Genomic DNA, 19,113 nt, shown 5'->3' on the forward strand with positions numbered 1-19,113 from the left:
GGTGGAGTCCCTCCTGGTACGCCGGGCCGCGGCCGAGCGGCGGCGCCGCCGCGTCAACCGCACGTTCACGACCGCCGCCGCCTGTCTCGTGGTCGCGGCCGGCGTCTTCGTCGCGGTCGGTTCCGTGACCGGCGAGCCCAACCCCGACAGCATCCACAGCCCGGCCGCCGCCCTGCTCATGACCGGCCGCACCTACACCGTCACCGACCCCGCCAGCGGCGTGACGAGCGTCGTCGGCCTGGAGGACAAGGGCTGGGGCACCCACGTGGCGCTGGAGCTCAAGGGCGTCAAGGGGCCGCTGCAGTGCCGCCTGCTGGCCGTGGGCGACGACGGCCGCTCCGAGGTCGTGGCCAGCTGGGGCGTGCCCGACAAGGGGTACGGCGTGCCAGGATCGCCCGACCCCCTGCTGCTGCACGGCGGCACCAGCCTCAGCCAGGACGAGCTGAACCACTTCACCATCCAGACCGTCGACGGCCGCACCCTGGCCACCGTCGCGGTGTGAGGTACCGCCACCACCTGGCCGCCGCGCTGTTCGCCGTCGGCGCGCCGCTCCTCGGCCTGCTCGTCGTGGTGGGCGGCACGGCGCTGAAGGCGTTCGGCCCCGAGGCCCTGATGGGCGACGGGCTGGTCCGGCTGCTCGTCGACCTCGTCGTCTTCTTCGCCGGGTACGGCGTGGTGCTGTTCACCCAGCTCCGATATTTCAACGTCCTGGTGTTCTTCGGGGCGTTCTTCACCTTGTTCATCGGGATCAACGGCATCGCGACCTCCGTGGAGCAGCAGGTGCTCAGGCAGCGCGGCGAGATCACCGCCTGCACGGTGCGCGACGTCGAAAGGCGCGAGTGGACGTCGACGGACAGCCAGGGTCACCCCACGACCCACGTCGCCTACGACTACGGGCTGGCGTGCGCCGATCCCCGGGTCGAGCGGATGACGACCGGCAGCCGGGTGGCCGAGCGGGGCGAACGGATCGACGTCGCGCACGACCCGGCCGCTCGTCTCGAGCCGCGACCGGCCGCGTCGGCGGGCGACCCGGGGTCTTCGCTGAGGCAGGGCGTCATGCTGTTCGCGATCGGCGTCGTGCTGCGGTTGTTGAGCGAGATGGGCGTCCCGCCGTTCCGCGGCGCGGAATCGCTGCACGGCTGGAGCCGGCGCTTCCGGCGGCGTCGCAGGTCGTGAGACGGGTCAGGCCGGGTGGCGCACGGCGGTGAAGTGGGTGGTGAACCAGTCGCGGGCGTGACCGGCGACGGCCTCCAGCGCGCCGGGCTCCTCGAACAGGTGGGTGGCGCCGGGCACGACCGTGAGCCGGTTGTCGGCGCGCAGCCGCCGCTGCGCCTCCTCGTTCAGGTCCAGCACGACTGGGTCGCGGCCGCCGACGATGAGCAGCGTCGGCGCGCGTACCGCGGCCAGCCGGGGCCCGGCCAGGTCGGGGCGGCCGCCGCGCGAGACGATCGCCGCGACGTCGTTGCCGGGCTCGGCCGCCGTCCACAGCGCCGCCGCCGCGCCGGTGCTGGCGCCGAAGTACCCGATCGGCAGCCCCTTGGCCTCCGGCTGCTGCCGCACCCACTCGGTACGTTCCAGCAGCCGTTCCGACAGCAGCCCGATGTCGAAGACGTTGGCTCTGTCGGCCTCCTCGTCAGGCGTGAGCAGATCGAACAGCAGCGTCCCCAGGCCCGCCTCGTTGAGCGCTCCGGCCACGAAGCGGTTGCGCGGGCTGAGCCGGCTGCTGCCGCTGCCGTGCACGAACACCACCATGCCCACAGCGGTGTCGGGAACGATCAGATCGCCGGACATCTCGATGCACCTCCATCCACCGGCTGCTACCCCGAGACCGGCAGCTCTATTCGGCGCACGACTGGGCATGGCACAAGGACAAAGGGGCATAGACGGGGGCAGACATGGACAGCGAACCGGGGCGCGGCCGTACGATCGCCGCGTCCCCGCTCGAACGCGTCACATCCGGCTTGACGACGGCGCTCGAAGGCCTGCGGACCATGGGCGTCGAACGCTGGCTGCGCATGGAGCGCGAGGCGCTGGCCCAGACCGTCAAGATCACGGGCGCGTGCGTGCTGAGCTGGTGGCTGGCCGCGTACGTGCTCAAGGTGGAGATCCCGGTGCTCGTGCCCATCGGCGTGCTGCTGACCATGTCGGCGACCGCGTACAGCAGTCTGGTGCGGGGCGCCCAGCAGGTCGGGGCCGTGGTCACGGGCGTGGCGGCCGCGACGGCGGTGATCTGGCTCCTCGGGTACAACGCGGTGACGCTGGCCGTGCTCGTGGTGGCGGGCCTGGTGCTGACCCGCCTGCTCAACCTGCCCGCCCAGAACGTGCAGATCCCGATCACGGCGCTGCTGGTCTTCGCGCTCGGCAGCACGTACGGCTTCGAACGTCTGGCGGACGTGCTCGTGGGCGCCGGCATCGGGATCGCGGCGAGCTTCCTCATCATGCCTCCGCGCTTCGTCGACAAGGCGTCCCACGAGCTGGCCGCGCTCTCCGACGAGCTGGCCGACCTGGCCGAGGACATGTCGGAGGGCCTGCGGAACGGCTGGGACGAGGACATGGCGAGCGACTGGCTCGCCCGCGCCCGCACCCTGTCGCAGCGCCTGGAGGCCGCCGAGGAGGCGGCCGAGGAGGCCGCCGAGGCCGTACGCCTGTCGCCGCGCCGCAGCCGCTACAACGAACGCATGGACCAGGTGGCCGATGCCGCGACCTGCCTCGACCACGCCTGTCACCAGCTCAGGGGCATCGCGCGGGGCCTGGTGGACCTGATCGCCGGCGTCCGGGGCCTGCCCGGCGAGCGCGGCGCGGACATGCCGGAACTCCTCGCGGACGAGCTCGCCTCCCTCTCCCGCGGCTTCCGCGCGTTCAGCATGCTGCAGCACGGACGCGCGAAGCCGTCGGACCTGGAGGACCTGCGCGCCGCGCTGAACGAAGGGCACCGGCAGCACGAGCGGCTCGCCGAGGTGTTCATCCACACCGGCCACATGGAGCTGCGGCTGCTGCAGGGCGCGCTGCTCGACGACTGCGCCAGGATCCGCCACGAGATCGACCCCGACACCGGCCCGCACAAGGCCGCCTTCCCGCACGCCTAGCCGAGGACAGCACGGCGGATGGTCGTTCAAGAGGACTGCGCCCCCTTGGGGCGACCGTGCCGGGCCGCGTTTCGATCAGCATTCGGGCGCGCCGACGGGCTTCAGCTGCTCAGACACCGCCTGCGGGCGCGGATCCCGGTGTGATGGTCCACGGGATCTCTTGGTTGCCCGGTTGGCCAGGGCTGAGCGTGAGATGCGCGCAGCGGCGACCTTGGTCTCGCAGCGGATTCGTGACGGACGTGATGCGAAGCCGCTGGCCGGCCGGTGACGCATCCCAGCCGAGGTAGGCGGCGTCCGGGTGAGTCTCCCGAAGGGCCTGGTGGGCTCCCAGGGCGAGTTCGTCGCTCATGGCGATGACGAGCGCATCGGGGCTCAGCCGGGGGGCGAGTGCTCGGGCCGCTGTGACGCCGTCTCGTTGACTGTTGCGTGCCACGACGGCGACCGGTGTGCTCGTCCAACTGAGCCCGGCCTGTTCGATGGCGGCGCGGTAGCCGCGCAGACGGGCGTCGGTGACGGGATACCGTGCGCGTGGCGGCAGACTGCCGCCGGTCGTCGTCATGTGCTCGCGGTCGCGATCGAGAGGGAATGAGATCACCACGGGCGTCCGGCCTGTGCGGAGCCCTTGGGAGGCGACCGCCAGCGCGGCCCCGTAGTCGTCCTGGGTGACACAGGTGATTCCTCGGCGTGGCGGACCGCCCTGGATGGCGGCGGGGCGGGGGTCGCCGGCGACCGCCGCCAGCACCGGATCGTCCTCTGCGGTGGTCCACAACACGAAGCCGTCGACTGCCGCGGACAGCACCCGATCGGCGTCGGCGGCGTCGCCACGCGTGGGGATGAACGTGAGACCGAGACCTTCGTCGACGCAGACCTCCGCGACCCCGGCCAGGAACTCCGCCGCTTGCGGATCGTCGAACGCGTACGTCAGGTGCTCGCTGAAGACCACCCCGATCTGTTGCGTCCGCCCGGATTTGAGCGCGCGGCCCACGGCGTCGGGGCGATACCCCAGCTCGCTGGCCGCGCGGTGCACGCGATCCCGGGTGGCGGCCGCGACCCGGGCAGGCCGGTTGAAAGCGTAGGAGGCGGTCATGGGGGACACCCCCGCACGAGCCGCCACATCCTTCAGCGTCACGCGTCTGCGGTTGGTCGGCACGGGGCCATCCTAGTTGTGTAACGTTACACATATGTCCAACTTGATCGCTCACCCCGCCGGAGTGTTCCGTGCTGCGCCTTTCCTCGGCTTCGCCGGATTCGGCGCCTTCTGGGGGGTGTGGGGTGCCGCCCTGCCCCTGCTGCGCGCCCAAGCCGGTGTGAGCGATGCGCAGTTCGGCGTCGCCCTGCTCCTCGTGGGCGTCGGAGCTCTGCCCGCCATGCTGATGACCGGGCGGCTCGTCGACGCGCTCGGGCTGCGCATCGCCGGAGTGCTGCTCGCACTGCTGGGCGTCATGGGCGTCGTGCTTTCCGTCGCTTCGGTCCACTACGTCGGATTGTGCGTCGGCATCCTCGCGGTGGGAGCCAGCTCTGGAGCGGCTGATGTGGCGATCAACACGCTGGCGGCGACGGTCGAAAAGCGGACAGGACGCCCGGTCCTGGCTCGTTCGCACGCGGCGTTCTCCGCCACGGTGGCGGTCTCGAGCCTGGGTGCCGGCGCGCTTGCCGCAAGGGCGGGCAGCCTGCCGGCGATCTTCGCCGCGGCCGCCGTGGTCGTCGTCGCTCTCGGTCTGGCCGTCGTCGCCGCGACGCGCTCGGCCCCCGCTCAGGACGCTGCCGCACCGACGAGCCAGGACCCGCCGACGCACGCCGGTCGCGGGTACTGGCGGATCGCGCTGCTCGTGATCGGGGCGGTCGGCGCGCTGGCGTTCGCGTCGGAGAACGCCTACCAGACCTGGGCTGCCGTCCTCCTGACGGACGCGTTCACCGCCTCGCCGGCACTGGCCGCCGTCGCGCCGGCCGTCTTCGCCACGACAGCCGCACTGGCTCGCCTCGCCACCGCGACGATCACCATACGCCGGCCGATCGCCACGCTGGTCGCGGCAAGCACGATCGCCACGGCCGGAGGCCTCGCGACGGCGTTCGCCGCCACGCTGCCGCTCGCACTGGTGGGCATCGTCGCCGCCGCCGCAGGCACCTCGACACTCTTCCCCACCCTGCTGTCCTATGGGCTTCGCCCGGTTTCCGACGCGTCACGGGGACGAGCCACATCCGCCATCTCCACGGTCGCCTATCTCGGCTTCGTCGCCGGCCCGGCATACTTCGGCCTGCTCGCTGACACCACTGGAGTGCAGAAGGCGTTCCTCGGCATCGCCGCACTCACCGCCGTGCTCCTGGCTACCATCCCGGCCGTGTCGGCACTCAGGCGAGCAGGTGCCGTCCGCTCCCTCGACGGGAAGCCGTTCTCGATCCGCACCTGACCGGACGCGGTTCTCGTTCCGTGCTCGTCAACCCCGGAGCCGTCAGCCGCGACGCCGGCCCGGACGCGCGAGTGGCCCGTCTTCGTGAACACCGCCGCGGCCGCGACCGCGCGCGCCGGCCGAGGTCGTCGAGCCGGCCCGGGCCCGGGCCGGTGTACAGGTCGGTGTCCAGATCGGTGTCCAGGTCGTCCGGCCACGGCCCGGCCGGTGTGAGCGCGTGCCGGCACTTCACCCAAGCGCCTCCGGCCCGGATACGCCTGAAGGGCCTGAGCCCGCACCCCGGTGGGGTCGTGGTCCATGGTCACCCGCAGGACGACACCGCGGACACGGTGCGCAAGCGGTTCGCCCACGCGCTGCCGACCCGAGGCGTGCGGGACTACGAACGGGGCCGCGTCCGCGACCGCTGGCACGTGAGCCTCGTCCACTTCGCCGGCCCGCTCGCGAACCCCCGGGAGCTCGTCGCCTGGTGCGACGCCCACGCCGCCGCCGACCTCGGCACGACGGAACTGGTCACGGCCGAGATCGTTCCAGTACCTCCTCACCGGAACAGGCATCCGCCTGCGGAGCCTGGAGAGTGCCCGCCTGACCGGGTGACCTCAGGACAGAGCCATCTCAGGACGGGCCATCTCAGGACAGCAGGTCCACGCCGATCCCGGCGCCGCGCCGCTCCGCCTCCTGGTACGCCGCCCAGGACAGGCAGAGGTCCTGCCACGGGAGCCCGACGGGCGCGTACACGGTCAGTCCGTCGCCCGTGCGGCCAGGATGGTCGCCGCGGAGCACGTCGCCCAGGATCGCGTCGGCGGCCGAGGCGGGCAGGCCGGCGGCGGCGAGCGCGCCCATGGCGGCGGCCAGCTCCCGGTCGTCCACCACCGTCAGCGCCGCGCGCAGCAGGTCGGCGGCCAGCTCCTGCTTGCCGGGCTCGTCCGCGCCGAGCGTGGTGAGGTGCTGCCGGGGACGGGCGTCGGCCAGCCCCAGCAGCGGCGCCCGCGACCACGTGGCCAGCAGGACGATGTCGGCCCGCGCCGCCACCTCACCCGCCGACGCGGCGACCTTCCCGCCGTGGCGGTCGGCGAAGGCGGTCGCGCGGGCGGGATCGGTGTCGTGGACGACGAGCTCGCCGCGCCGGCCCAGTGCACGCAGCCCCCGCACCATCAGCTCCGCCTGGGCCCCGGCCCCCACGACGCCGATCATCGCGCCGGGGTCGGGCCGGCTCAGCAGGTCGGTGCCGAGCGCGGCGGCCAGCCCGGTGCGCCACGCCGTCACGGTGGCCGAGTCGAGCAGGGCGAGCAGCTCGCCGTCGGCCCCCGAATGCAGGCAGATCACCCCGCGCAGCGCCGGCCGGGCGTTCGGGAACTTGGCGTTCACCTTCACCGTGTACGCCTCCACGCCCGGCAGCACCCCAGGGATCAGCGCCGTCGCCGTGCCAGGGAACGGCAGGTCCGAACGGATCCGCTGCCCCGCCACCCCGGCCGCGCCGGCGGCCATGAACCCCTCGCGCAGCGCCGCCAGGCACGCGGAGATGTCGAGCACGGCTTCGAGGTCGCCACGGGTCAGCACTCTGGTCATCCCGCCATGATTCCAGCCCCCTCACGCCAGCAGCAGCGCGGTCAGGAATTGCAGCAGGTGCCAGGCCGCGTACGCGCTCAGTGAGCAGAACGCCCACTCCTTGCCCCTACTGATCCGGGAGATCCAGCGCAGCTCCTCAGCCGGTTCGCGCCGGGCGCGCAGGCTGCGGGTGACGAAGTACGCCGACACCAGCCACGCCGCCCCCGACCCCATGATGAGCGCGGTGGAGAGGGCGAGCAGGACCGGTGGCTGTCCGGGGTCCAGCCCGGGGGTGAACTGGCGGAACCAGGCCCCCAGCACGCCGGCCAGCAGCACGGCGGTGATCCGCCGGTCCTTGCGGGCCTGTCGCTTGAGCCATTGAAGGTCGCGACGCAGATGGTTCTTGAGCACCGGATCACCTCCGAGGAGAAGTAGCTGGTGCGAACCAGCTAACGGGAGGCTCCGGGAAAGATCTGCGACCTCATCTCCGAGAATTCACGACGTTTATCGAAATTTCAGGCCAAGTCCCGTAAGTCTTCCGCCGCCCTGCGCGCCTCGAAAACGTCGCCGACCTCGTCCAGTGTGCGCACGGCGTCCCGCAGATGGACGACCGCCTCGTTCCTCCGCCCGAGCCGCGCGCGGACCAGCCCGAGCGCCCGCAGCGCGCAGCCGAGGTCGCGCCGCGTCCCGCATTCAAGATGTACGTCCCTGGCCTGCAGGGCGTACTCCAGGGCCTCCTCGGGGCGGTCGAGGTCGAGCAGGACCATGGCGAGCGTGGTCAGCGCCGCCGCCCAGCGGTCGCGGGTGCCGGTCTCGTGCTGCAGCTCGACCGCCTCGCGGGCCGGCTCCAGCGCCGCGGCCGGCCGTCCCGCCGTGTGCAGCGCCTGCGCCACCGACAGCAGCGCGCTCGCCCGGTTGTCCCGCAGCTCCTCCCTGATCGCCAGCGACGCCCCGGCCGCCCGCAGCGCCGACCGGTGCCGCCCCAGCGACAGGTACGTGTACGCCAGCGTCTCCTGCACGTCGGCCTCGGCCCGCCGGTTCCCCTTGCCCTGCACGATGTCGAGGGCTTCCAGCGCGTACACGAAGGCCACCTGCGGTTGACCCTGGCGGCGCCGCACGCGGGCGAGCCGGTTGAGCATGCGGGCCTCGACGGGCTCGTCGCTGGTCACCCGGCCGATCGTGAGCGCCTGGTTGAGATAGTCGTCGGCGCGCCCGTAGTCGGCCAGGCGCCAGTAGACCAGCCCGATGTCGCCCAGCGTCTCGGCCTTGCCCTGCTCGTGGTGGAGCTCGACCTGCACCGCCAGCGCCTGCTCGTAGTAGTCGAGCGCCTCGTCGTAACGGGAGCCGTTGCGGGCGACGCGGCCGAGCGCGCACAGGGCCCGGCCGATGCCGTACTGGTCGCCGGTCGCGGTGTAGCCGGCCAGCGCGAGCTCGGCGTCCCGGCGAGCCTCGTGCTGCAGGCGCAGCACGTCGTAGATCTCGGCGAGGCAGAGCAGGGTCTCGGCCTCGGCGTGCTCGTCGCCCAGCTCGTGGCAGATCGACAGCGCCTCCAGCCCTTCCGACAGGGCCGCGTTCGGCTCGCCCAGGTTGCGCTGGATCGTGGCCAGCGTGATCAGGCTCTGGGCGGTGCCGCTGCGGTCGCCGATCCGCCCGCGTACGTCGAGGGCCTGGCCGGCGTACTGGAGCGCGAGCTCGTAACGCTCCTGCGACAGGTGCAGGCGGGAGAGCGTGTGCAGGCCGCGGGCGACGCCGGACAGGTCGCCGATCTCGCGGTGCACGTCGAGGGCCTCGCCGGCGCAGCGCAGGGCCTCCTCGTTGTGGCCGGCGATGCCGTGCACCTCGGCCAGCTCGTTGAGCGCGCGGGCGCGTCCCACGCTGTCGCCGAGCGCGGTGAAGTCGGCCAGCGCCTCACCGACGAACCTGGCCGCCAGCGTGGACGGCCCGATGTCACGGTGGATCGAGCCCAGATGGCCGCGCATCAGCGCGATCGCCCGCCGGTTGCTCACCTGCATCGCCGAGGCGAGCCCGACCTGCTGGACCTCCAGGTTGTTCGCGTAGTAGCGCAGCCGCCGGAACGGCTCGAACACCGCCTCCGCCAGCCGCCAGGCCATCCCGTGCGCGCCGTTCTCGCCGGCCAGCCGTACGGCGGAGACCAGCGAGCGGCGTTCGGCCTCGAACCACTCGCCCGGCGTGTTCGGATGGATGGCGACGGCCAGGTAGTGGTCCAGCAGCCGCACCCGCGCCTCGCGCACGCCCGCCTCGGCGTGCCGGCCCAGCTCCCTGGCCAGCCGCTTGACCAGGTCGTGCACCCGGTAGCGGGGCCCGGGCAGCGGCTCGACCAGGTACGCCCGGTGCAGCCCCTCCACCGCGGCCACGGCCTCCTCCACCGGCACGCCGAGCGCCGCCGCCAGCACCTCGGGCGCGAAGTCCCGCCCCGGCAGCAGCCCCACGTGCCGGAACGCCCGCCGCTGCGCGGGGCCCAGCGACTCGTACGCCAGGTCGAGCGCCGACCGGAACGCCTCCTCCGGGTCGCCCGCCAGCAGCCGGTCGGGCAGCCGCAGCTCCTCCACCCGCGACCGCACGCTCATCCCAGGGTTCTCGGCCAGCTTGGCCGCCGAGATCCGCAACGCGAACGGATGGTAGGAGCACACCCGCGCCAGCTCCGCCAGCGCGTCGCGGTCGGCCGCCCGCGGCGAGTCCTCGCCGAGCACCGCCACCAGCAGCGCCACCGCGTTGCCCGGGTCGAGCACCGACAGGTCCATGAGGTCGGCGTGCCCGGTGGCGCGCAGCGGCGCCATGCGCGTCCGGCTGGTCACCAGCACCACGCAGTCCTTGCCGCCCGGCAGCAGCGCCCGCACCTGCGCGGGGTCGGCGGCGTTGTCGAGGATGAGCAGCAGCCGCCGCCCGGCGATCCGGCTGCGGTAGAGCAGCATGAGCTCGGCCTCGTCGGAGGCCGGCATGTGCTCGCCGACGCCGAGCGAGCGCAGGATCTGGCCGAGCGCCTCGGCGGGGCTCATCGGAGGCTGCGTGGGCGACTGGCCGCGCAGGTCGATCACGATCTGCCCGTCGGGGAACCGGTCGGCGTGCAGGTGCCCCCAGTGCGTCACCAGCGCGGTCTTGCCCACGCCCGGCAGCCCCTGCACGACCATGGTGTTCGTCCGCCGCGGCCGTTCCAGCCAGGCGGTGAGCAGGTCGAGGCTCTGCTGGCGGCCGGTGAAGTCCGACACCTCGGCGGGGAGCTGGCGCGGCTTCGGCACCTCACCCACGGGCAGCGGCTCGGCCGGACCGCCGGGCCGCGTCAGGAACGGCGTCACCTGCCCCTTCCACGGGGCGGACAGGTGCTCCCAGCTCCCGGCGGCGGCGCGGAGCGCGGCCGGGTCGGCGATACGCAGCCGCTTGTACCTGGGCCGGACCAGCCAGCCGTGCCGCCCCCACTGCGTCAGCTGGCGTTGCACCACGTCGGGGGAGCTGCCCACGAGGTCGGCCAGCGTCTCCATGGACAGCGGGGGCGCCGACTCCGAGGCCAGCCGGTAGCGCTCGTCGAGGTGCAGCAGCCACACGGCGAGCCGGGCGGCGACGGGGGCGCGGGCCAGGGCCTCGTGCCTGCGGGCGGCCATGTTCCTGGCGAAGAGCTCCTGGACCAGCGCGGTCACCACGGCCGGGCCGGCGGCGGCGTGCTCGCGCAGCCGGCGCAGGTCGATCGGCCAGACGCGCACCTCGGTCAGCGCGTCGACCTTGACACGGTCGGCGGGGCTCCAGAAGGCCAGCTCGCCGACGAGGTCGCCGCCGCCGCGCAGGTCATGGACGGCCTCGCGGTCGCCGGCGGGGGTGTATTCGCGGGCGTAGCCGTAGTCGATCAGGTAGACGCGGCTGGCCGGCCGCAACGGGGAGCAGATCGTCTCGTTACGCCGGAACACGTGCGGGCGCGCGCCCTCGTCGACCAGAGACCTGAAGACGCTCACCCCGGACACCATCCCTCCAGGACGGCGGTGTCCTCACTTATGACACGTCGGAATCTGTGTCACATCAGTGGACTGCAGCGGAACGCCGCTGTCAATCCCGGGAGTCAGACGTTGGCGGTGTCGGCGCGGTCGGGGACGAAGCGGTAACCGACGTTGCGGACGGTGCCGATGAGGGATTCGTACTCGTTGCCGAGCTTGGCGCGCAGCCGCCGGACGTGGACGTCGACCGTGCGGGTGCCGCCGAAGTAGTCGTAGCCCCAGACCTCCTGCAGCAGCTGGGCGCGGGTGAAGACCCGGCCCGGGTGCTGGGCGAGGTATTTGAGCAGCTCGAACTCCTTGAAGGTGAGGTCGAGCACCCGGCCGCGCAGCCGCGCGGTGTAGGTGGCCTCGTCGATGGACAGGTCGCCGCTGCGGATCTCGTCGGGGACGTCCTCGGTCGCGGCCTGCGAGATGCGGCCGGTCGCCATGCGCAGCCGCGCCTCGACCTCGGCCGGCCCGGCGCTGTCGAGGAGCACGTCGTCGACGCCCCACTCGGCGGTCATCGCGGCCAGCCCGCCCTCGGTGACGATCACGAGGAGCGGGCAGTCGATGCCGGTGGTGCGGATCAACCGGCACAGGCTCTTGGCGTGGACCAGCTCCTTGCGCGCGTCGACGAGGACCGCGTCGGCAGGTGGGGTGTCGATGAGAGCGGACGCCTCCGCGGGAGAGACCCGGACCGTGTGGAGCAGCAACCCCAGCGCCGGGAGCACCTCGGAGGACGGCTCGAGGGCGTTGGTCAGCAGGAGCAGGTTGCTCATTACGGCCTCCTCAAACGCGCAAGGACCCGGAGGCTACGTCGCCCAGGTCCTTAGGTGAGGATATCCCACGGGTTAGTGGCGTCCATTGCGCGTCCAGCACGTGAACAGCGCGTCTCCTGAAACAACCCCGTTAAGGGCGGCGCACAATAGGGTTATATCGATTGTGAGGATGGCATGGCCACAGGAAAAGTGCGTTATTGGGCCGCGGCCAAGGAGGCGGCCGGAGTCGCCGAGGAGTCGTTCGATGCGGCGACTCTTGACGATCTCATGACGAAAATCACACAAAATCGCGCTGAACTGGCCAGAGTCGTCCGGCGCTGCTCATTCCTCGTGGACGGCACCCCGGTGGGCAAACGGCCCCATGACGAGGTGGTTCTCGCCGACGGGGTGACGGTCGAGGTGCTGCCGCCTTTCGCGGGAGGATGAGCGGGCGCGTACGCCACCCGTCAGACACCCGCGAACGGGGGTGAACGCGCGGCAGGCAGGGGAATGAGTGATCCAGCCACCCCCGGTTCGAGGCAGGGAGCCCCATGCGGAAGCTGATCGTTTTCCTGATCGTTCTCGTCGGACTTCTTGTCGTGGTCGACAGGGTCGCCGTGGCGGGGGTGGAGCGCGATCTGGCGAACAGGATCGCCGCGAGCGCCGATCTCGACGGCACTCCCACGGTGACCATCGAGGGCATCCCCTTTCTCACCCAGGCGCTGTCCGGCCACTATCCGGAGGTGCGCTTCGATCTCGGCACGCTGACCTACGGCGGTGTGCCGGTGCGCGACCTGCGGGGCGCGGCCTACGACGTGACGGCGCCCCTGGCCGACATCCTGCAGAACCGCCCCGACATCCGCGCCCGGCGCGTGAGCGTCAGCGGCACGCTCACCCGGGAGACGATCGACGGGTTCGCCCCGGACGGCGTGAAGATCGGCGGCAACGGGCAGCGGATGACGGCGTCGGGCGAGCTCACGGTGGCGGGCAACAAGGTGCGGTTCAACGCGGAGATGCGCGTCGAGGTGGCCGACGGCGGCATCAGGGTGCAGGCGGAGCGGATCGAGGGCGTGCCCAGCGAGTTCGCGCGGCTGGTCTCCTACACGATCCCGTTCGGCGGCGACCTGCCCTTCGACGTGCGGATCACCCGGGTCCAGAACGTTCCCCAGGGCCTGAGGTTCACGGCCGAAGCGTCTGACGTGCCGATCCGTGGATGAGATTGAACCGCTTCGCCCCGCCGTACGTGATGGGGACGTGAGCGCAGCGGGCACCGCCGACGAGGAACTCGTGAGGACCCTCTTCGACGAGCACGCCGGGCCGCTCTACGGCTACGTCCTGCGACTGACCGGCGACTCCGGCCGGGCCGAGGACGTCGTCCAGGAGACGCTGTTGCGGGCCTGGCGGCATCCCGACGCCCTGGCCGGCCGGCCGATCCGGGCATGGCTGTTCACGGTGGCCCGTAACCTCGTCGTCGACCAGCATCGCGCCAGGAAGTCCCGGCCGCCCGAGACCGGGGACGAGGCGCTGGCCGTCGTCCCGGCCGAGGACGAGCTGGAGCGGGCCGTCGAGTCGTGGGCGGTGGCCGAGGCACTGGCCGCCCTGCGGCCTGAGCACCGCGACGTGCTGCTGGAGGTCTACTACCGGGGGCGATCGGTGAAGGAGGCGTCGGCGACGCTCGGCATTCCGCCGGGAACGGTCAAGTCGCGTACCTACTACGCGCTGCGCGCGCTCAAACTGGCGCTCGAGGAACGGGGGCTGGCGCCATGATGACGTGTGAGGAGGTCAGGATCGCGCTGGGCGCGCACGCGCTGGGCGCGCTCGACCCGGAAGAGGCGGAGGAGATCGACCTCCACCTGGCCACCTGCCAGGCGTGCGGCGCCGAGCTGCTCGACCTCGAAGGCGTGGCCGGGTTCCTGGGCAAGGTGTCGGAGCGCGACGTCGAGCTGGTGGCCAGGCCGCCGCGGCGGGTGCTGGAGCGGCTGCTGAGCGACCGCGCCAGGCGCACCCGGCGAGGCCGCGTGCTGCTGGCCGCGGCGGCCTCGGCGGCCGTCCTGGTGGTGGGCGGCACGGTGTGGACGGCCGTCCACACCTCGCAGCAGGCCGGCACCACGGCGGCGGCCCCGGCGATGGCCGACTCCGCGCGGCCCGAGTCGGCCGCGGACGCGCAGCGGTACCAGACGGGGAATGACGCCGCGGAGTCGGCGAGCAAGGCCGTGCCGACCGTCCCCGCTGAGGCGTCCCGGAGCCCCGAGAGGTCGGCGAGCGCCGCGCCGCGCGCGGACGCCCGGCCTGACCAGGAGTTGCGGGCGGTCTCCGGTCAGGCGTTCCAAGGCGCGAACGACGCCAGGGGCTACACCGCCACGGTGACGGCCTTCCCCGCGTCGGCCGGCACGGAGCTGAGCGTCGAGGTCGCCGGCATGCCGTCCGGCACGAGCTGCAACCTCGTCGTCGTCGGCCGCGACGGCACGCGCGACACCACCGACAGCTGGGTCATCGACCCCGCGCGGTACCCGGACAAAGCCGTCTACCGGCTGGAGACGACCCTCGGCATGCGGGACATCGACAGGTTCGAGATCGTGGACCGTGCGGGCGCCCTGCTCGTCGAAGTCCCGGTGCGGAAGTAATCGTGCGTCCGCGCGGTTGCAACCGACGATGACGGGCTTCTGGGTGGCGCTGGCGACGCTGGCGCTCGCGACGACGATCGGGGTGATCCGCCTGCGCCGTGATGGACGCGTACGCGACGGCGACGGTGACCGGCTGTCGGCCGCCGACCTCGGCTCAGTGCTGGGGGAGCGGGCGACGCTGGTGCAGTTCTCGACCGCGTTCTGCCAGCCGTGCCGGGCGACCCGGCGCGTGCTGGCCGACGTGAGCGCCCTCGTGCCGGGCGTGGCCCACGTCGAGATCGACGCCGAGTCCCGGCTCGACCTCGTGCGCCGGCTCGGCATCATGCGCACGCCGACCGTCCTGGTCCTCGACCCCGCCGGGGCCGTGGTGAAGAAGGCCGCGGGCCAGCCGCGCAAGGCCGATGTCCTGGTGGCCCTGGCCGCCGCGATGCCGGAGGAACGATGACCGCCTCGCCCGCTTCATCTCATCAACCGGACGAGATGTGACAGAAGACGAGACGCCGAGTAATGTCGTGCCCGTGGACCCATCGACAGAGCTGCTGACGAAGCGGCGCGCGGTTGATTTCTGCCGCGTCGCCACGGCACTCTGTCGCGCTGCCTGAGGACGATCTTGCGGACATCCGTTCCGCTCCCGTCGAGCCTTCAGGAGCATCCGCGATGCGTGCCGACCCCAGAGCGCTGCGCTTCGGCGCGGCCATTACTTCCCTGATCCTCGCCGCCACGCTGGTGACGGGGAGCGTCTGGCTGCTCGCCTTCCAGGCGGTGGCCTTCGCGCTCGGAGTCGTATGGCGATCGCCGTACACGATGCTCTTCAAGGCATTTGTCAGGAGCGCCCCGAAACACACCGAGGACGCCCGTCCGCCCCGCTTCGCTCAGGGGGTGGGGCTGGTCTTCGCGGTCGCGGGCCTGGCCGGATACCTCGCCGGGATCACGCCGCTGGCCCTCGCGGCCACGGCCGCGGCTCTCCTCGCCGCCTTCCTCAACGCAGCCTTCGGATTCTGCCTCGGCTGCGAGACGTACCTGCTTATTCGCCGACTACTACCCGCTGCCACAACGGAGGTTTCCCAATGAGCCGCTCTGCCGCCCTGGTGGACGCCGAATGGGTCGAGGCCAACCTCGACAACCCGAAAGTCGTGCTCGTCGAGGTCGACGAGGACGTCAGCGCCTATGACAAGGGCCACATCCGTGGTGCCGTGAAGGTCGACTGGAGGACGGACCTCCAGGACCCGGTCCGCCGCGACTTCGTCGACAAGACCGGCTTCGAGGCCCTGCTCTCCGACCGGGGCATCGCCAACGACGACACCGTGGTGCTCTACGGCGGCAACAACAACTGGTTCGCCGCCTACGCCTACTGGTACTTCAAGCTCTACGGCCACGAGGACGTCAAGCTGCTCGACGGCGGGCGCAAGAAGTGGGAGCTCGACTCCCGCGAGCTGGTGCGCGACGTGCCCCAGCGCGCCAAGACGCAGTACGTCGCCAAGGAGCAGGACTCCGCCATCCGCGCCTTCCGCGACGACGTGGTCTCCGCGATCGGCAAGCTCAACCTGGTCGACGTGCGCTCGCCCGACGAGTTCACCGGCAAGCTGCTGGCCCCCGCCCACCTTCCGCAGGAGCAGGCCCAGCGCGGCGGCCACGTGCCGACGGCCCGCAACATCCCGTGGTCGAAGGCGGCCAACGACGACGGCACGTTCAAGTCCGACGACGACCTGCGCACCCTCTACCAGGAGGCCGGCGTCGACTTCGGCAAGGACACCATCGCCTACTGCCGCATCGGCGAGCGCTCGGCGCACACCTGGTTCGTCCTGCACGAGCTGCTCGGCCAGGACAACGTGAAGAACTACGACGGTTCGTGGACCGAATACGGCTCGCTCGTGGGCGTGCCGATCGAGCTCGGGGAGGCCCGATGACTATGGACGGATGCGGCGCGCCGGAGCAGACCGTGGCGCTGCCCGCCGGTATCGACCTGTCCAGCCAGGCGGTCATCCAGGGCGTGGTGACCGGCGGCGCCGGCCCCGCCTACGCGCGGCTGCTCGACCACTCCGGTGAGTTCACCGGCGAGGTCGTGGTGTCCGACGAGGGCGTCTTCCGCTTCTTCGCGGCGCCCGGCGACTGGACCGTCCGCATCATCGCGGGCGGCGGTGTGACCCGCGACGTCAAGGTCGAGGCCAAGCTCGGCGAGGTCGCCCAGCTCGCGGTCGCCGTCTGACGATCGCCCAGCCTGCAGAGGCCCGTGTCCTTCCCGGACGCGGGCCTCACTGCTTGGCCGGGTAACGCATCAGGAGCGTGGCGCGTACGGCGTCGGGGCCGTGCGCGCGGTAGCCGTGCGGCACGTCGGAGCGCCACGAGACGTGCTCGCCGGGGCCGGCCGTGAGCGGCTCGCCGAGCGGGCCCGCGCTGAGGGTGCCGGTGAAGACGGTGACGTGCTCGCTGACGCCCGCGTGGTGCGCGGGCGAGGTCTGGGTGGCGCCGGGCCTGATGCGTACGCGGTAGAGCTTGTAGGTGACGTGGTCGTCCTCGAACAGCTCGAGCAGCTCCGACTCCATCGCGGTGCCGCGCATGGTCTGCGGCTCGGGCGGCGCGTCCAGCAGCGCCCCGATCGGCACCCCGAGCTGGGCGGTGACCGCCCAGAGCGTCTCCAGCGGCGCGTTGCGGGCGCCGGTCTCCACCTCCGACAGGGTGGCCTTGCCGATGCCGGCGCGCTTGGCGAGCTCGGAGAGCGAGACGCCGCGCGCCTGGCGCAGCCGCCGCAGGCGGTCTCCGACCATCCGCGGATCGGCGTCGATTGCGGGCCGCGACTTCATGTCGTCATAGTGACGCGATCCGGCCCGCCGGGGAACCGGAGAGGATCGCTTTGTCACCACCCGGCGAGAGGTCATTCCTCTGCTCCGGGTGCGCCAGGAGTGACAGACCGCTACGATTCCACAGATGTCCGGTTCGACAGGTGTGATGGCACCCCCAGAACCTGGGCCTACGCCGGCTCAGCGGTTGCCGTCGCCGTACTCGCTGCCCCTCCACGCGCTGCGCCTGGCGGGCAGGTGCGCGCTGCCGCTGATCCTCTGGTTCGCCGCCGGCGAGCTCGTCCGCTTCGTGCTGCTGTACGCCGCCACCGAGGTCGCCTACGGCGACTACCGCCAGGTGCGGCTGGTGGCGGTCATGACACTGCTGACCCTGATCGTGATGGCCGCGATGACGGTCGTCACCGGCATGCTGCACAGCCTGCGCGGCGCCCTGTGGGAGATGCGCGCGCGGGCCGGCGAGGGCGTCGCCGACGAGCGCTTCTTCCGTACGCTCGACCGCGTGGCCCCCGCCTTCGCCGTGCTCTACCTGGCGTGGGGCTTCCAGGTCGAGGACGCCCGCGACGTGCTCCAGATGGACCTGTTCCATCACTTCTTCGACCTGACGGACGCCGCGGTCTTCGGCGAGGAGAGCGTCGTCGGCCGGGGGCTCGTGGACCTCGACTGGCGGGTGTCGCTGGGCACCATGGTCGTGATGTTCGGGCTGAAGACGCTCTTCGCGAAGTTCGTCGAGAAGGGCAAGGGCAGCTTCTACGGCTTCCTCGCCGCCTTCTCCGAGTTCGCGTTCGTCTTCTACGGGCTGAACGCCACTGTCGCCTTCGCCGACGCCCGCGCGGAGTGGGTCGAGCACCGCAGGGTCGTCGCCGGCGCGGAGGACGCCCTGGCCGAGGCGCAGAAGAGCGTTCCCGGCTGGGACGCGGTCACCGGCTGGTTCGGCGAGTACTGGCCGCTGTTCCTCGAAGCCGTCGCGATCCCGCTGGCCTGGCTGACCGTGGCGATGCTGGTCTTCGGCGCGTTCTCCGACGAGACCCGCGCCGTGGTCAAGGGCACCCGGCTGGAGAAGGGCGTGGACCGCCTCGAATCCGGCCACGACCTCACGCGGCGCTCGTTCGACGAGCTCACCGGCGGGTTCCGTGACCGCTGGGTGCCGCTGTTCAACGCGCTGCGGACGGTGGTCAGGGGCGGCGCGCCGCTGTTCGGGATGTTGTGCCTGTGCTACGTGGGCCTCGCCGTGGCCCTCGCGCACGCCGACCGCGGGATGCGGCTGCTCGTCGGCGCGCGCGACGAGTGGGTGTGGGTCTACCAGGGGCCGGCGCTGTCGTTCGTCTGCGACCTGGTGCTGAACGTGCTCACGATGGCGCTGCTCGCGGCCACGTACGACATCGCCGCCACCCGCTCCCGGCTGCGGGGCGAGCCGCTCAGCGACGCCTGAACCGCAGCACGTCGGTGTCCTTCTCCAGCTTCGCCGCGGCGTCCCTGTCGAACAGATCCTCCGTCGGGGTGTCGGAGCGGTAGTTGCTCGGCCGGAACATCAGCTCCACCTCGTCCTTCACCGGGGTCGGCACGACGGCCAGGCCCTGGATCCGGTACGGCCGGCCGACGACGAGCCGGTCGGTCGGGGTGTCACCGGCGTCCTGGGTCTCCACCGTCCACGTACGGCCCGCGCGGTCTTCCAGCCGGACCTCCTTGGGACCGGCGGTCTTGGTGGCGCTGCCCTCGTCGACGACCTTCTTCGTGATGTCCACCGTGAGCCAGGTGACCCCGGGGCGGGGCTTGCTGCCCTGGGGCGGGTCGGTGGGGGTGACCTTCGCCGTCCACTCGATGCCCTTGACCCGGCCGGCCTGCCCGGCGGCGACGACCGTCTCCGTGGTCTCCTCCGCGGTCATCTTGTCGTAGAAGAGGTAGCCGTCGTACGTC

At 72.0% G+C, this 19,113-nt stretch carries 21 protein-coding genes and 1 pseudogene; 14 read left to right on the plus strand and 8 right to left on the minus strand.

All coding sequences use genetic code 11. From position 1 onward, the window contains the following. Positions 1 to 502 (plus strand): annotated as a pseudogene (locus E1286_RS48370) (hypothetical protein); the annotation flags it as partial. Next, positions 499 to 1,176, plus strand: coding sequence for a hypothetical protein (locus E1286_RS36105; RefSeq protein WP_132619893.1), 678 nt, complete (start codon positions 499 to 501; stop codon positions 1,174 to 1,176). The pseudogene E1286_RS48370 and the gene E1286_RS36105, both read left to right, overlap by 4 nt. A 6-nt stretch (positions 1,177 to 1,182) precedes the next feature. Here E1286_RS36105 and E1286_RS36110 read toward each other — a convergent pair whose 3' ends face one another. Continuing rightward, positions 1,183 to 1,791 (minus strand): dienelactone hydrolase family protein, encoded by a 609-nt coding sequence (locus tag E1286_RS36110; protein ID WP_246075475.1) that lies wholly within the window; start codon positions 1,789 to 1,791, stop codon positions 1,183 to 1,185. 104 nt (positions 1,792 to 1,895) lie between these two features. Here E1286_RS36110 and E1286_RS36115 point away from each other — a divergent pair, with 104 nt between their 5' ends. After that, positions 1,896 to 3,086, plus strand: coding sequence for an FUSC family protein (locus E1286_RS36115; protein ID WP_132619895.1), 1,191 nt, complete (start codon positions 1,896 to 1,898; stop codon positions 3,084 to 3,086). 109 nt (positions 3,087 to 3,195) lie between these two features. Here E1286_RS36115 and E1286_RS36120 read toward each other — a convergent pair whose 3' ends face one another. Beyond that, a complete protein-coding gene (locus tag E1286_RS36120; RefSeq protein ID WP_342776297.1) occupies positions 3,196 to 4,236 on the minus strand; it encodes a LacI family DNA-binding transcriptional regulator in 1,041 nt (346 codons plus the stop codon). A gap of 31 nt (positions 4,237 to 4,267) precedes the next feature. On the opposite strand from E1286_RS36120, the gene E1286_RS36125 reads away from it, so the two are divergent. Further along, positions 4,268 to 5,494 carry an MFS transporter gene (locus tag E1286_RS36125; RefSeq protein WP_132619899.1) on the plus strand — a complete coding sequence of 409 codons (1,227 nt, stop codon included), beginning with the start codon at positions 4,268 to 4,270 and terminating at the stop codon, positions 5,492 to 5,494. A gap of 627 nt (positions 5,495 to 6,121) precedes the next feature. On the opposite strand, the gene E1286_RS36130 is transcribed toward E1286_RS36125, so the two are convergent. The 4 genes from E1286_RS36130 to E1286_RS36145 form a co-directional block, all read right to left on the minus strand. Beyond that, a complete protein-coding gene (locus E1286_RS36130) occupies positions 6,122 to 7,060 on the minus strand; it encodes an ornithine cyclodeaminase family protein (RefSeq protein WP_132619901.1) in 939 nt (312 codons plus the stop codon). A 21-nt stretch (positions 7,061 to 7,081) separates the two neighbouring features. Next, entirely contained in the window at positions 7,082 to 7,450 is a 369-nt protein-coding gene (locus E1286_RS36135) for a hypothetical protein (protein ID WP_132619903.1), read from the minus strand. A 104-nt stretch (positions 7,451 to 7,554) separates the two neighbouring features. Continuing rightward, positions 7,555 to 11,001 carry a tetratricopeptide repeat protein gene (locus E1286_RS36140; RefSeq protein WP_132619905.1) on the minus strand — a complete coding sequence of 1,149 codons (3,447 nt, stop codon included), beginning with the start codon at positions 10,999 to 11,001 and terminating at the stop codon, positions 7,555 to 7,557. A gap of 104 nt (positions 11,002 to 11,105) precedes the next feature. Continuing rightward, positions 11,106 to 11,798: a response regulator transcription factor gene (locus E1286_RS36145; RefSeq protein WP_132619907.1), complete on the minus strand. Its 693-nt coding sequence runs from the start codon at positions 11,796 to 11,798 to the stop codon at positions 11,106 to 11,108. A gap of 174 nt (positions 11,799 to 11,972) precedes the next feature. On the opposite strand from E1286_RS36145, the gene E1286_RS36150 reads away from it, so the two are divergent. The 9 genes from E1286_RS36150 to E1286_RS36185 all read left to right on the plus strand — a co-directional run bounded on the left by E1286_RS36150 (position 11,973) and on the right by E1286_RS36185 (position 16,607). Further along, positions 11,973 to 12,224, plus strand: a complete 252-nt coding sequence (locus E1286_RS36150) for a MoaD/ThiS family protein (protein ID WP_132619909.1) — start codon at positions 11,973 to 11,975, stop codon at positions 12,222 to 12,224. Between the two features lie 104 nt (positions 12,225 to 12,328). Further along, the gene (locus tag E1286_RS36155) at positions 12,329 to 12,994 is read left to right on the plus strand and encodes an LmeA family phospholipid-binding protein (protein WP_132619911.1); all 666 of its coding nucleotides are present in this window, start codon (positions 12,329 to 12,331) and stop codon (positions 12,992 to 12,994) included. A gap of 37 nt (positions 12,995 to 13,031) precedes the next feature. After that, a complete protein-coding gene (locus E1286_RS36160; protein WP_111183095.1) occupies positions 13,032 to 13,544 on the plus strand; it encodes a sigma-70 family RNA polymerase sigma factor in 513 nt (170 codons plus the stop codon). Beyond that, the gene (locus E1286_RS36165) at positions 13,541 to 14,401 is read left to right on the plus strand and encodes an anti-sigma factor family protein (protein ID WP_132619913.1); all 861 of its coding nucleotides are present in this window, start codon (positions 13,541 to 13,543) and stop codon (positions 14,399 to 14,401) included. Before E1286_RS36160 ends, E1286_RS36165 begins: the two co-directional genes overlap by 4 nt. A gap of 28 nt (positions 14,402 to 14,429) precedes the next feature. Then, entirely contained in the window at positions 14,430 to 14,846 is a 417-nt protein-coding gene (locus E1286_RS36170; protein WP_132619915.1) for a thioredoxin family protein, read from the plus strand. Next, positions 14,803 to 15,003, plus strand: coding sequence for a putative leader peptide (locus tag E1286_RS52240; RefSeq protein WP_397059225.1), 201 nt, complete (start codon positions 14,803 to 14,805; stop codon positions 15,001 to 15,003). Before E1286_RS36170 ends, E1286_RS52240 begins: the two co-directional genes overlap by 44 nt. 55 nt (positions 15,004 to 15,058) lie before the next feature. After that, positions 15,059 to 15,472 carry a DUF4395 domain-containing protein gene (locus tag E1286_RS36175; RefSeq protein ID WP_132619917.1) on the plus strand — a complete coding sequence of 138 codons (414 nt, stop codon included), beginning with the start codon at positions 15,059 to 15,061 and terminating at the stop codon, positions 15,470 to 15,472. Continuing rightward, a complete protein-coding gene (locus E1286_RS36180) occupies positions 15,469 to 16,308 on the plus strand; it encodes a sulfurtransferase (protein WP_132619919.1) in 840 nt (279 codons plus the stop codon). Before E1286_RS36175 ends, E1286_RS36180 begins: the two co-directional genes overlap by 4 nt. Next, on the plus strand, positions 16,305 to 16,607 hold the full coding sequence (locus E1286_RS36185; RefSeq protein WP_132619921.1) for a DUF1416 domain-containing protein: 303 nt from the start codon (positions 16,305 to 16,307) through the stop codon (positions 16,605 to 16,607). Before E1286_RS36180 ends, E1286_RS36185 begins: the two co-directional genes overlap by 4 nt. A 46-nt stretch (positions 16,608 to 16,653) precedes the next feature. Here E1286_RS36185 and E1286_RS36190 read toward each other — a convergent pair whose 3' ends face one another. Further along, a complete protein-coding gene (locus tag E1286_RS36190) occupies positions 16,654 to 17,202 on the minus strand; it encodes a helix-turn-helix domain-containing protein (RefSeq protein WP_132619923.1) in 549 nt (182 codons plus the stop codon). A 124-nt stretch (positions 17,203 to 17,326) separates the two neighbouring features. Between E1286_RS36190 and E1286_RS36195 the strand changes: the two genes are divergently transcribed. Beyond that, complete coding sequence (locus E1286_RS36195) at positions 17,327 to 18,628, plus strand: hypothetical protein (RefSeq protein ID WP_132619925.1); 1,302 nt, start codon at positions 17,327 to 17,329, stop codon at positions 18,626 to 18,628. On the opposite strand, the gene E1286_RS48375 is transcribed toward E1286_RS36195, so the two are convergent. Next, the coding region (locus E1286_RS48375; RefSeq protein ID WP_165970072.1) for a hypothetical protein at positions 18,615 to 19,113 on the minus strand (499 nt) is incomplete at its 5' end. The genes E1286_RS36195 and E1286_RS48375 overlap by 14 nt on opposite strands.

It is taken from the genome of Nonomuraea terrae (genome assembly GCF_004348995.1).
Taxonomy (GTDB): Bacteria; Actinomycetota; Actinomycetes; order Streptosporangiales; family Streptosporangiaceae; genus Nonomuraea; species Nonomuraea terrae.